Consider the following 12,711-nt stretch of genomic DNA (forward strand, 5'->3'; position numbering starts at 1 on the left):
GACCTGCACCCACCGCACTGCCTTCCGTCACGACCTCACCCAGATCCAGGATATCGGCCCCGCGAAGCGATCGCCGCAGCCGCGGCCGTTCGGGGCTGGAGCCTCGTCGCTGCGGCCGAGCCGTGGCACACTCCCGCCGCCGTTTCGGGCTGCCGGGGGGATTCGTGGCGATCGATGTGGTTCCCTACACCGAGGAGTGGATACCCGCGGTCCAGGCCTTCAATCGGCGCATGGCCGAGGCGGGGATGCACTGGGGCTGGTACGAGACCCCCGTGGACCGCTGGCTCCCCGAGCGCGGCGACGCCCGCACCTGGCGCGAGCACTACCTCGCGGTCGAGGACGGCCGCGACGTGCGCGGCGGCTACGCGCTGAAGCCGCACGAGTGGCGGGTGTGTGGCGCGACGCATCTGGTGACCGACTGGCAGGGCCCGATCACCGAGGGCGTCTACAGCCGCCGCTACAACACGCTGGGTCTGCGGCTGCTGCGCGAGATGCTGCGCCAGTACCCGCTGCTCTACAGCTGGGGGCACGGCGGGCTCGAGCAGCCGATGCTGGTGATGCTGGAGAAGCTCGGCTGGCTGATCCACCGCACGCCATTCTGTCTGCGCGTGCTGCGACCGCTGCGCTTCCTGCGCGACAACGCCTACCTGCGCGACACGGCCGCGCGGCGGCTCGCGCTCGACCTGGCCGCGTTCTCCGGCGCAGGCTCCGTGGGGCTGCGATTGCTCCACGCGGCGCAGCGCGCGCGCGGCTCGCGAAGCGCTCCGGCCGGGGCGTCGGAGTTCGAGCGCTTCGAAGGCTGGGCCGACGAGCTCTGGGCGCGCGTTCGCGACGAGTACGCGGTGATCGCGCTTCGCGACGCCGCGACCATGAACCACCTGCTGCCCGGCGGCGGCTGGCCCGCGGCGCGGAAGCTCCGCGTCATGCGCGGCGATCGCACCCTCGGCTGGGCGGTCGTGATGGACACCGCAATGGAGAACGACCGCCGGTTCGGCACGCTTCGCGTCGGCTCGCTGGTCGACGCGCTCGCCTCGCCCGCAGACGCCGAGGCCGTGGTCGGCGCAGCCTACCGGGACCTGCGCGCGCGCGGGGTCGACATCGTGATTCTGAACCAGGCCCACCCGGCCTGGATTGCTGGCTTCGCCTCGCACGGCTTCGCGATCCTCGCCAATCGCCGCGCCTTCGCCGCCTCGCCCGAGCTCCAGAAGGCGATGGCCCCGTTCGAGGAGACCCGGCTGGGCCTGCACCTCACCAACATGGATGGCCACGGCCCGATGCGCCTCTGATTCCGGCTTCTTGCCGGTGGCCTGCCGGTGGCCTGCGGCTGCTCAAGTGTGACCAGGGCCGCCTCGATGATGTAGCCGGGTTCAGCACCGGCCGCAGATGGGCTATTCTGGGCCGCGTTCCATCGCCCCCGACCCCGCCCATCCGGGAACACGCATTGCATGATCCGCGGGTCGCAGGGGATCACCCACCGATGAGGGCCACCATGGAAACCGCAACCGAGCTCGCCGTTCGCCTCTCCAAGGCCAGCCGCAAGAAGTTCTGGAACGTCTACTCCGTGTTCGACTGGCCGGAGAAGCTGGACTACTCGCACTGGTTCATGCCTCCGGAGCTGATCTCGCTCTACGGAACCCCCGCCTGGGAGAAGCTCGACGAGGAGCAGCGCCACAAGCTCTCGCTGTTCGAGATGGCCAACCTGTTCAGCCTGACCGCGCAGGGCGAGATGCCGCTGGTGCAGGGCCTGATCGGCCAGATGTACCCGCACCACGATCCCGACATCACCGGGTACCTGCACCACTTCCTCGACGAAGAGAACAAGCACATGGTGATGTTCACGGAGTTCTGCCGGCGCTACATCGGCAAGGTCTACCTGTACAAGAAGATCGCGCTGCCGCGGAAGTACGAGAAGGGCGAGGAGGACGTGAGCTTCTTCATCAAGGCGCTCACCGTCGAGGAGATCGGCGACTACTACAACGTGCTCGCCGCGAAGGACGAGCGCGTGCACCCGATCGTGCGCGAGATCAACGCCCTGCACCACAGCGACGAGGCGCGGCACATCGTGTTCGGCCGCGAGGTCATGCGCAGCACCTTCGAGGAGCACTCCGCCGACTGGTCCAAGGCGACGCTCGCGGGCGTGCGCGAGTGGATCGCGAACTACCTGCGCTCCTCGTGGGCGGACTTCTACAACCCCGCGGTCTATCGAGACGCCGGCATTCCCGACGGCTACGCCGCGCGCGAGTTCGCGCTCGGCTCCGAGGTCTGCCGCGCGCACCGCAAGCGAGCCTCGGAGAAGCTCGTCTCGTTCCTCCTCGAGTCCGGAATTCTCGAGGTCGAGCCCGTGCTCTGATGCAGGAGTCCGAGATCCGCAAGCAGCTCCGGGCCTGGATCCTGCGGCGCTCGCAATCCAAGGCCAAGACCGAGCTCGCGGACGACACGCCGATCCTGGAGTCCGGCCTGCTCTCCTCGCTGGACGTCGTCGAGCTGATCCTGTTCATCGAGAACCTGAAGGGCGCCGAGGTCGACGTCGACGACATCGAGCCCGAGGTGCTCACGAACGTGAACACGATCTACGACGGGTTCTTCCGCGGCGAAGCGGCGTAGACGCGTGGGCGCAGGGGCGAAGCTCCGCGGACTTCTGATCCGCGTCGTGGCGATCGCGCTCGGGCTCGGCTTCGGGCTGGTCGTCGCGGAGGTCGGACTGCGGATCGCCGCGCCGCAGGAGAAATCCTGGCTCGACATCTACCGGGTCGATCCGGTGCTTCCGCTGGTCTCGCTCGCGCCCGACGCCGCGACCACGGTCGTGACCGGCGAGAGCACCTGGCACGTCCGCACCGACGCGCGCGGCCACCGAACCGGCAACGCCGCGCCGGCCGCGCCCGGATCCCCCACCCTGCTCCTGCTCGGCGACTCGTTCGCGTTCGGCCACGGCGTCGACTACGAGGAGTCGTTCGCGGCGCTGGTCGCGCAGGAGCTCGGCGGCGGGCTCGCGCTGGTGAACACGGGCGTGCCCGGTTTCGGCCCGGTCCAGTACCGCCAGGTGCTGGAGTCGACGCTCGAATCGGGCGAGCGCCCGAAGCTGATCCTGCTCAGCCTGTACCTGGGCAACGACTTCCTCGACTGCGTCTGGAACAAGCGCGTGCAGGTGGTGGACGGGGTCATGGTCGAGGAGTCCGGACGCCTGCGCACCTGGATGAAATTCAACCTGCACACGTATCGGCTGGCGAGCAAGGTGTACCAACGCGCGGCCGCGTGGCGACGTCCGGGCCGCAGCCCGGAAGAGGCCCTCTTCGACCCCGAGGCGTGGCGGAGCGGCGAGCTCTCGCGCGCGCTCGAGATCTTCTCGCAGGAGCTCGGCCGGATCGGCGAGCTCGCGCGCGAGGCGAACATCCCGATCCTCGCGGTGGTGATTCCGAGAGAGACCACGCTTCTGCACGACGCAGCGGTCGACGGCTCCGGGCTCGATTACGGCCTGCCGAACGCAAGGGCGGCCACCGCGCTCTCGACCGCTGGAATTCCCTTCGTCGATCTCTCCGCCGCGCTGCGCGAGCTCGGCCCCGCGCAAGCCTACTTCGCGCGCGACGGGCACCTGACGCGGCCGGGAAATCGCGCCGCTTCGGCCGAGATCGCGCCTGCGCTGCGCGAGCTCATCGCGGCTCGGCCGGGCTAGAGGCGAAGACGCGCGCCTCGAGCTCGCTCGCGATGGCGCGCGCCGCGGCGCGCGCGCCGTTCTCGTTGAAGTGGATGCCGTCGTAGTACAGGTCGGTCTGCGCGTCGAGCAGCTCCGGCAGATCGATGAACGCGACCTTCTCGCGCGTGGCGACCTCGCGCATCCGCTCGTTGAACTTCGACAGCATCGCGACCATGTCGTCGGGGCTCAGGTACGACGTGCCTCCGTCCGTCGCGCCCATCCACAGCTTCGACAGATCCGCGTCCTTCGCGAAGCGGGTCTGGATCGCCTGCGCGACGAAGATCGGCTCGACGCCCGCCTTGCGCGCGGCCGCGACGAAGCGCGCGAGATTCGCACCGTACGCGTCGAGCGCGAGCGGCAGGGTGTCGAGCTTCGCGCGCGGAACCTGCTTCTTCTCGATCTCCGCGCGCTTCGCCCGCTGCTCCTCGATCCAGTGCAGCTCCGCGTCCTGCTCGATCCGGCCGGCCTCGCGCGTTTGCGCGACCCGGAGCGACCTCACGCGGCTCTTGATGGCGCTTGCGCGCTTCCAGATCTCGAGGTGCTTGTACCAGGGCCAGTGGTCGGGCGTGTAGCGACTGACTCGAAACGCCTCGCCGAGCCGGCTCTCCCAATGACGCGGGTCGTCCAGGTACTGCGGATCGAAACGCTCCTCGTACAGCCACGCGCCCATGTCGTTCAGCCCCGCGTAGAGCAGCACGTAGTCCAGGTCCGGGATCTCCGGCAGCAGGTAGAGCGCGTGCATCAGGTGGTGCTGGCTGTTGTGGCCGTCGATCGCGCTGCTCCCGACCCAGTACGCGCGCGGATCATTCGCATCCTCGTCGAGGTAGCGCATCAGCAGGGCGGGCCAGGCCTCGGAGTCGTCGAGCACCGTGCAGGTGGTCGTGCTTCTGCCGACGGTGAGGATGCGAACGCGCTCTCCGTCCGGCTCCGGGCCGCGCGTGCCGAAGCCGTTCGTAGAGAAGTAGGAGACGCCCGAGACGCCCGGCGTGATCGCCTCCGAGGGGTAGAACACCTCGAGCGCATTGCGGTGATACGGATAGAAGCGCTGCGGATCGCGCGTGAGCCGGAGCGCGCCTTCGAGCGCCGCGACGCAAACCAGGCTCGAGATCGCGAGCGCCGCAAGTGCGAAGAGCGCGCGACTTCGCCTGGCCTGGCTCACCCCGGCGACTCCGAGGCGAGCAGCGCCAGCAGCGCACCGCGGTCGATCTTCCCGTTCGCGTTCAGCGGGAAGCTCGCGATCAGCCGCAGCTCGCGCGGCACCATGTATCCGGGCAGGCGCGCCGCAAGCCGTGCACGGACCGCGTCGAGATCGAGCTCGTCCGCGCCGAGGAAGGCGACCACGCCGTCGGCGCCGCCGGCGTTGCGCGGCCAGCCGACCGCGATCGCGGCCTCGACGCCGGCCTCCTCGCGAAGCGCCGCCTCGATCTCGCCCAGCTCGACGCGATAGCCCTGGATCTTGATCTGATGGTCGACACGCCCGAGATACACCAGCGGCGCGCCGTCCTTCGGCCGCCGCACGCGATCGCCCGTGCGGTAGAAGACCCGCTCGCGCTCCGGTGGGACGACGAACGCGGCGGCGGTGCGCTCGGGATCGCGCCAGTAGCCAGCCGAGAGCTGCGGCCCGGTCATCAGCAGCTCGCCGATCTCGCCGGGCGCGACCTCGCGCAGCGCGTCGTCGGCGACCAACGGCTCCATCTGCGGGAACGGCTCGCCGATCGGCACCACGCCCTGCTCGCACTCGGCCGGCGAGCGCAGCGGATCCCAGCGGTACAGCGTGCACGCGATCGTGAGCTCGGTCGGCCCGTACAGGTTCTCGACGATCGAGTTCGGCGCCGCCGCGGCCCAGGCGCGCGCGACCTCGGCGGGAAGCGCCTCGCCGCAGAACAGAGAGAGGCGCAGGCTCGGGAAGGCGTCGGGCCGCAGCTTGCGCAGCTTCGCGAGGAGCATCCCCGTCGACGGAACCGAGAACCAGACCGAGAGCCGCGACTCGTTCACGAACGAGGCCGGCACGAGCTTCTGCTTCTGCGACGGGCAGCAGACGCACGCCCCGCGCTGCCACGGCACGAACATGTCGAAGGCCGAGAGGTCGAAGGTCAGATCGAACATCTGCGAGAAGCGATCGCCCTCGCCGACCCCGTAGCGCTCGACCATTGCGTCCACGACGTCCGCGACGTTGGCCTGCGAGACCATCACGCCCTTCGGGTCGCCGGTGCTTCCCGAGGTGAAGAGAAGATAGGCGAGCGCCGCGTCCGGCAGGCTCCGCGGCGAAAACGCGGGCGCCGGGCCGTCCGGCTCCGAGACCTCGAAGCCGTGCTGCGGAAAACGCGCGCGGAGCTCCGCCACGGGCGCGCTCTCGGGCACGAGCAGGACGAGCCGGCGAGTCACGCCCGACAGGAGCGCGTCGAGCTGGCCGAGCGCGCCCTCGTCGACGATCACGTCGCGGCAGCCCGAGCGCTCGAGCATGCGCGCGCTTCGCTCCGTCGGGAACGCGGGATTCAGCGGCACGTAGCCGTGGCCGCGCAGAAGCGCGGCCAGGATTCCCGCGAACGCGAGCTGCGAGCGGTGACCGAAGACGGCGGTGAGCGGGGGTTCGGCCCCGCAGGGGACGCCTTCGAGCGCCGCGGCCAGGTTCGACGCGGCCCGGTACAGGCGCGCATAGCCGAGCTCGCGACCCTCGACCTCGAGCGCCACGCGATCGCCGTGACGCTCGACCGAATCCACGAACCTGCGCGCGAGGCCCCGCATCACGCCAGCCGCGCCAGCGGCGCACAAGCTCGCCCGCGACGCTCCCGTTCAGCGAAACGCTCGACCATGGGTTCTCGTTGTATCGGATCGCCCGAGCAGCGACCACAGCGCGGGCGCGCAAGCGACGATGCTACGATCGGAAGGCCGAACGGGTATCCGAGCCGAGCGAGACACGGGGAAGCGGCGCGATCCATGAACTTCGACTCGCTCCAGTACCTGCTGTTTCTGCCGGCGGTGTACCTCCTGTACCGGCTGCTGTCGCACGCCGGGCAGAACCGCATGCTGCTCGTGGCCAGCTACTTCTTCTACGGCTGCTGGGACGTGCGCTTCCTCTCGCTGATCATGCTTTCCACCGCGTTCGATTACGCGAGCGCCCTGATGATCGATCGCGGCGCGCTTTCCCGAAGGCAGGGGCTGCTCGCATCGGCGTGGGCGGTGCTCGGGATGGTCGGCTTCGCGGCGATCGACTGGCGCCAGCTCGCGGCGCCGGAGCCCACGGGCGCGCTTCTCGCTCCGACCGGGATCTTCGCGGCGCTCGCGGTGGCGGCGGTCTGCGGGGTCGCCGCGGCGTTCTACACCCGTTTCGCGGCGCTTCCCGAGCCAACGCGCAGGCGCGCGGCGCTGATCGCGAGCCTGGTGGTCGATCTCGGAGTGCTCGGGTTCTTCAAGTACTTCAATTTCTTCGCGGGAAGCTTCGAGCAGCTGTTGAACAGCCTGGGCTTCGAGGCGTCGCACTGGCACCTCGACGTGGTGCTCCCGGTCGGCGTCTCGTTCTACACGTTCCAGGCGATGAGCTACACGATCGACGTCTACCGCGGCCGGCTGCGCGCCACGCCGAGCCTCGCCGACTTCGCGCTCTTCGTGTCGTTCTTTCCGCAGCTCGTCGCGGGGCCGATCGAGCGCGCGACCCACCTTCTGCCCGCGCTCGTGAACACGCGGAGCGTTCGGCTCGACCAGTCACTCCGCGGGCTTCACCTGATCCTGCTCGGGCTGTTCAAGAAGGTCGCGATCGCGAACGGTGTCGCGCAGTCGGTGGACTCGGTCTACAACTCGACCCACGCGGCCGGCGCGGGCGACGTGGCGCTCGCCACGCTGCTCTTCGCGGTGCAGATCTACTGCGATTTCTCGGCCTACACCGACATCGCGCGCGGCAGCGCGAAGCTGCTCGGCATCGACCTGATCGAGAACTTCCGGCAGCCGTACTTCTCGACCAACCCGAGCGAGTTCTGGCGCCGCTGGCACATCAGCCTGTCCACCTGGCTGCGCGACTACCTGTACATCCCGCTCGGCGGAAACCGCGGTAGACAGGCTTCGACCTACCGCAACCTGGCGGCCACGATGCTGCTCGGCGGGCTCTGGCACGGCGCGGCCTGGAACTTCGTGCTCTGGGGAGCGTTTCACGGCGCGATCCTGTGCGCGCACCGCTTCGCGAGCGGCGGGCGCGAGCCCGCGCGCGGCGCCTGGACCTGGCTGAAGCTGCCGCTCTTCTTCGCCATCACCTGCTACGGCTGGCTGTTGTTCCGCGCGAATTCGTTCGAGCAGATCGCCGCATTCACGACCGCGCTTGCGACCGGCGCAGGCGCGTTCGCGCTCTCGATCCACCCGCCGACCTTCGCGGCGCTGATCGGCCTTCCCCTGCTCTTCGCGCTCGAGGCGGTCGAGCACGTCCGGGACGACCGCCTCTACTACCTGCGCTTCCCGGTCTGGACACGCGGCGCGCTCTACGCCGCGATGGTCTTCGTGATCCTGCTTGGAACCAGCAATGAGCCCACCCAGTTCATCTACTTCCAGTTCTGAGCCTTCGCGCGCGAGCCAGCTCCGCGAGCTCTCGCGGGTCGTCGTGTGGACGCTCGTCTTTCTGCTCGCGATCGACGCGGGGCTGGGCGTCTGGCTCGGAGAGCCCCCGCACGGGCCAGAGCAGGCGAGCGGCTCGCTGCAGCGCTACTTCGAGTACGGCCGCTCCACGGAGAGCAAGATCCGCAGCCAGGTCGGGCCGACCGACGCGCTCACGCATCCGCTCGCGCTCAAGGGCTGGATCGAGCCTCCGGTCGGCCAGCCGCGCGCGGCGCCGGCGGGCGCAGGGGCGCTCGTGGCCGTCTACGGAATGTCGTTCAGCGCGAACGTCGCACTCGCGATGCACGAGCAGATGCCGCAGCTCGCGGTGCGAAACGCGGGCGGCCCGGGGGCGACGCTCGCCCACTCGTACGCGATGTACCAGCGCGACCGCCACGAGCACGAGGCGAGCGTGATCGTGCTCGGCGTGCTCGCGTCGAGCTTTCCGAGCCTGTCCACGCTCTCGCACGCGACCTGGAACTTCGAGGCGCCCTCCCCTCATTTCTACCCGCGGTACCGGCTGGAGGGCGGCGCGCTCGCCTCGACCCCGGCGCCGATCGCTTCGCTCGCGGAGCTTCGCGAGGCGCTCGCCGACCCCGCGCGCTTCGAGGCGCTGCGAGCCGCGCTCGAGCAGGGCGACGCCTTCTACGACCCGCTCGTGTTCCGCGAATCCCCGCTCGACCGCTCGCTGATCGCGCGCGCGCTCCGCCGCGCGTGGGGCCAGCGCGCCAAGCGCGGGACGATCGCGCGCTTTCACGGGCCGGACGGCTACACCAACGAGCTCGGGGCGATCGACGTCTCGCACGCGATCCTGCGCGAGTTCGTGACGTCGGTCCGCGCCGACGGGAAGCTCCCCGTTTTACTGCTGCTCCAGGATCAGGGCTACGCCGACCATCTGTACCGCGCGTTCCTGCCGGTGATCGAGGCGACGGGCGTGGATTTCGTGAGCACGCACGAGATCGCGCCGGCGTCCGATCTCTCGAACTTCGTCCGCGACGGGCACTTCACTCCCGAGAACGACCGCCGGATCGGCCGGGCGCTCGGAGAGCGAATTCTGGAGCGGCTCGACAAATAGTGTGGCCTGCGGATCCTGCCCTGATACAGTTCGCCTCATGCGAGGCGAGGGGGAGCTTCGCCGCGACCCGCGCGGGAAAGCGGGGCGTCGCAGCAGGCGGTCGAAGCGCGCAGAGGTGGGGGGCAGCGCACGGCGCAGCGGGACGATCCGCTTCGCCGAGTACGAGCTCGACGTCGACGTGGGCGAGCTGCGCCGCGCGGGGAAGCTCGTCGCGATCGCGCGAAAGCCCTTCTCGATCCTCTGCCATCTGGTGGCGAACGCGGGGCGGGCGGTGCCCAAGCAGGAGCTGCTTCGCAGGCTCTGGCCGAAGGTCGTCGTGAGCGACGCCGCCTTCGCGAGCGCGCTCAAGGACCTCCGCCGCGCGCTCGGCGACGAGGGCGCGAGGCCCCGCTTCATCTCCACCGTGCGCGGGCGCGGCGTGCGCTTCGTCGGAGAGCTCGCCGGCACCAGCCGCGCGCCGCAATTGGCGGCCGAGGCGCCGACCCCTCCCCCGTCGGGAGCGCGGACACCGCTGGTCGGCCGGATTCGCGAGCTGCGCGCACTCGCGCGGGCCGCGGAGGCCGCGGCCCGCGGCAAGCCGAAGCTGGTCGTGATCACCGGCGCGGCCGGGACCGGCAAGAGCCGGCTGGTCGAGGAGCTGCTGCGCGACCCGAGCAGCGTCGACTTCGCGGTCGGACGCGGCGAGTGCCAGCCGGACGAGCCCGAGCCCTACCGCCCCTTCGCCGATGCGTTTCGCGGCCGGCTCGAGCAGGGCGATGGCGGGATCGGGCCACCCGGGCGGGCCGAGGTGGAGTTCCACCAGATCCTGAACGCGGGTCGAATCGGAGCGCGCTCAGAGCCGAGCGACGCCCCGAACGACCGACACGAAGAGGCGGAGCTCTTCACCGCCGTCTGGCGGGTGCTCGAGCGGCTGGCGCGCGCGCGGCCGACGCTGCTGGTGATCGAGGATCTCCACCACGCCACGGCCTCGACGCTCGAGCTACTCACCAGCTTTGCGATCGAGACTTCCGACGCGCAGCACGGAGCGGGAGTGCCGCTGCTGCTGATCGCAACGACCCAGCCGCCGGAGAATGGCACCCGCCTCGACGTGGCGCTGCGGCGGATCGGACGCCAGCGCGGCACGAGCTCGATCGAGATCTCCGGCCTGGGCTCGCGCGCGTCGGGCGAGCTCCTCGCCGGCGTCGGCGCGGCTCCCAAGACCGGAACCGCCGCGAAGTCCATGCACGAGGCCACGAGCGGCAATCCCTACCTGTTGAGCCTGCTCGCACGCGAGCCGCGCGGTGTGGTTCGGGCGGGCGAGAAAGAAGTCACTGCGCTTCGCGCTCCGATCGAGCGCCGACTCGAGCATCTCTCGCGCGAGTCTCGAAGCGTGCTCACCGTGGCGTCGTTCTGCGGGGGCGAATTCGGGTCCCTCACGCTGGGCGCGGCGGCGGAGCTTCCGCCGCAGGCGATCGCCGCGGCTCTCGACGAGGCCAGCGCGCTCGGGCTGGTCGTCGGCGGCCCGCGCAGCTTCCGCTTCGATCACGAGCTCGTGCGGGAGTCACTGCGCGAGGCCACTCCGGACGAGATTCGAGCCGAGATCCACCTCGCGCTCGCGGGCGTCCTAGAGGAGCTGCACAGCGACGGCTCGCACAAGCACGCGGTCGAGATCGCGCGCCACCTGTTGCGGGCGGGGCCCCGCGCCGATCCGGACCGGGTGGCGGTCTTCGCGCGCCGCGCGGGCGACCAGGCGTTCGAGGTTTGCGCCTGGTCCGAGGCCACGGAGTTCTACGAGGCGGCGCTCGGCGTCGAGGCCCGCCTCTCCGCAGCCGAGCGCGCCGAGATCCACTTCCGGACCGGCGTCGCGATCGGCCACGACCTGGATTACGCGCGCGCCTACGAGCACTTCAGCGCCGCAGCGCGCGAGTTCCGCGCCGCGGGAGACGGGACCAGCTTCGCCTGGGCGCTGATGAACGCGGCCCGAGTGCGCGCAGCGCTCTCGCCGGGAGCGGCTCGCGACGGCGCCGACCTGCGGCGTCTGGAGAGCCTGTACGAGCAACTCGGAGCGGGACAGCCCGCGCTCCGCGGGCGGATGCTCGCCAGCCTCGCCGCCGCGGCGAGGCACTGCCGCGACGACGCGCGCGCCGAGGACTTCGCCGAGCAGGCGTTCGCGGTGGGGCGCAACATCGACGACGACGCGGTCTGCTACCTGGCGTCGGAGCAGATCGCGCTGGCCAGATACTCGCGGCTGCGCCTGGTCGAGTCGGTGGCCGCCTGGCTCGACGCCGACACCTACGCTCACCGCTCGCGCGACCCGTGGCTGCAGTCGCTGGCCGGCCCCACGCTCGCGTACGCGCTGCAGCAGCTCGGGCGATTGGGCGAGGCCCGCACGGCCGGGCGCCAGGCGGAAGCGCTGGCGCGGAGAGCGAGGAACCGGGCGGCGCTCTCGCTGGCTCTGGCCGGACAGGCCTCCCTCGAGCTGGCCAGCGGAAACCTCCACGCGGCCGAGGCGCGGGCGCGCGACGCACTCGCCGCCTGTGAGCTCACGCACGACGGCTGGGCACGCGTCACGGCCCTAGTGGTGCGCGGCTGTGTGGCCGTGAGCCGCGCGCGCTGGAACGAGGTCGACGCCGTGTTCGCGGAGCTGATGAAGCCGGATCAGCCCCGAGTCGCCGGCGGCTTCTTCGGCGCGGTCTCGGCCGAGTCGCTGCGGCTGCTCGCGATCGCCCACCGCGCGCCCCAGACGGTCGACCGCGGGGAGCTGTCCGCGCTGCTGGATCGCGCGCTAGCGGAGGGCGTGCGCGGGCCGAACCTCACCGGGTTCACGCGGCTCGCCGAGGTCGCGCTTTTGCTCGGCTCGGTCGAGCACACGCGCGCTCTCGAGGAGCCGCTGCGGCTCGCCGCGAAGCGCGGCTTCGTCTTCGTCGGGCCACGCGCCGTGCTCCTGCCGCGCCTGCTGGCCGGCTGCGCGCTCCTCGACGGCCGCCTCGACGAGGCGGAAAGCTACTTCGAAAAATCGCTCTCTCGCGCGCGGCTCTGCGGGGCGCGAATCGAGATCGCGGCCACGCTGGTCGAGCGCGCGCAGATGCAGGCGCGAACCGGGCGCGTCCGACGCGGCCTCGAGCGGGCGCGCGCCGACGCCGCCGAGGCGGGCGCGATCGCGCGCGAGATCGGCCTCGTGGCCCTGGCGCAGCGCGCGGACGCCCTCACCCGCACGCTCCCCTCGGGCCTGCGTTAGCTGTGACACAAATCCCCAGAAGATCCCAAGTACGGCACCGCATGCGGCGCTAGCCCGCATTTCTCACCACGGTGATCCGTAGGTGGTCGCGGTGCGCTGCGAGGGCGTCGGCGGTGGTGGCTCGGCGGCCGAGGGCCAGCGGCGGCCTAC

Annotated in this window: 9 protein-coding genes; 7 read left to right on the top strand and 2 right to left on the bottom strand. The window is 70.8% G+C overall.

Going from position 1 to position 12,711, the window contains the following annotated elements; all coding sequences use genetic code 11:
• The first annotated feature begins 164 nt into the window (after window positions 1-164).
• The 4 genes from FJ108_16005 (at window position 165) to FJ108_16020 (ending at window position 3,670) form a co-directional block, all read left to right on the top strand.
• The gene (locus tag FJ108_16005; protein ID MBM4337389.1) at window positions 165-1,286 is read left to right on the top strand and encodes a hypothetical protein; all 1,122 of its coding nucleotides are present in this window, start codon (window positions 165-167) and stop codon (window positions 1,284-1,286) included.
• Window positions 1,287-1,477: 191 nt separating this feature from the next.
• Complete coding sequence (locus FJ108_16010) at window positions 1,478-2,350, top strand: diiron oxygenase (GenBank protein MBM4337390.1); 873 nt, start codon at window positions 1,478-1,480, stop codon at window positions 2,348-2,350.
• Complete coding sequence (locus FJ108_16015; protein ID MBM4337391.1) at window positions 2,350-2,604, top strand: natural product biosynthesis carrier protein; 255 nt, start codon at window positions 2,350-2,352, stop codon at window positions 2,602-2,604. Before FJ108_16010 ends, FJ108_16015 begins: the two co-directional genes overlap by 1 nt.
• 4 nt (window positions 2,605-2,608) lie before the next feature.
• A complete protein-coding gene (locus FJ108_16020; GenBank protein MBM4337392.1) occupies window positions 2,609-3,670 on the top strand; it encodes a hypothetical protein in 1,062 nt (353 codons plus the stop codon).
• On the opposite strand, the gene FJ108_16025 is transcribed toward FJ108_16020, so the two are convergent.
• Together FJ108_16025 and FJ108_16030 are read right to left on the bottom strand one after the other, a co-directional pair.
• On the bottom strand, window positions 3,648-4,958 hold the full coding sequence (locus FJ108_16025) for a hypothetical protein (GenBank protein MBM4337393.1): 1,311 nt from the start codon (window positions 4,956-4,958) through the stop codon (window positions 3,648-3,650). The genes FJ108_16020 and FJ108_16025 overlap by 23 nt on opposite strands.
• On the bottom strand, window positions 4,847-6,436 hold the full coding sequence (locus FJ108_16030; GenBank protein MBM4337394.1) for a D-alanine--poly(phosphoribitol) ligase: 1,590 nt from the start codon (window positions 6,434-6,436) through the stop codon (window positions 4,847-4,849). Before FJ108_16030 ends, FJ108_16025 begins: the two co-directional genes overlap by 112 nt.
• A gap of 192 nt (window positions 6,437-6,628) precedes the next feature.
• On the opposite strand from FJ108_16030, the gene FJ108_16035 reads away from it, so the two are divergent.
• From FJ108_16035 to FJ108_16045, 3 genes are read left to right on the top strand one after another with little or no spacing between them, the layout of a single operon-like run.
• A complete protein-coding gene (locus FJ108_16035) occupies window positions 6,629-8,233 on the top strand; it encodes an MBOAT family protein (GenBank protein MBM4337395.1) in 1,605 nt (534 codons plus the stop codon).
• A gap of 43 nt (window positions 8,234-8,276) precedes the next feature.
• Window positions 8,277-9,344, top strand: coding sequence for a hypothetical protein (locus tag FJ108_16040; protein ID MBM4337396.1), 1,068 nt, complete (start codon window positions 8,277-8,279; stop codon window positions 9,342-9,344).
• A 37-nt stretch (window positions 9,345-9,381) separates the two neighbouring features.
• A complete protein-coding gene (locus tag FJ108_16045; protein MBM4337397.1) occupies window positions 9,382-12,561 on the top strand; it encodes a hypothetical protein in 3,180 nt (1,059 codons plus the stop codon).
• Window positions 12,562-12,711 lie beyond the last annotated feature (150 nt).

This window comes from Deltaproteobacteria bacterium, from assembly GCA_016875225.1.
In the GTDB taxonomy this organism is placed as follows: Bacteria; Myxococcota_A; UBA9160; order SZUA-336; family SZUA-336; genus VGRW01.

Coding starts and splice junctions, on each gene's coding strand:
- FJ108_16010 (MBM4337390.1), top strand. CDS start 1,478: ATGAGGGCCACCATGGAAACCGCAACCGAGCTCGCCGTTCGCCTCTCC.
- FJ108_16015 (MBM4337391.1), top strand. CDS start 2,350: ATGCAGGAGTCCGAGATCCGCAAGCAGCTCCGGGCCTGGATCCTGCGG.
- FJ108_16030 (MBM4337394.1), bottom strand. CDS start 6,436: ATGCGGGGCCTCGCGCGCAGGTTCGTGGATTCGGTCGAGCGTCACGGC.
- FJ108_16035 (MBM4337395.1), top strand. CDS start 6,629: ATGAACTTCGACTCGCTCCAGTACCTGCTGTTTCTGCCGGCGGTGTAC.
- FJ108_16045 (MBM4337397.1), top strand. CDS start 9,382: ATGCGAGGCGAGGGGGAGCTTCGCCGCGACCCGCGCGGGAAAGCGGGG.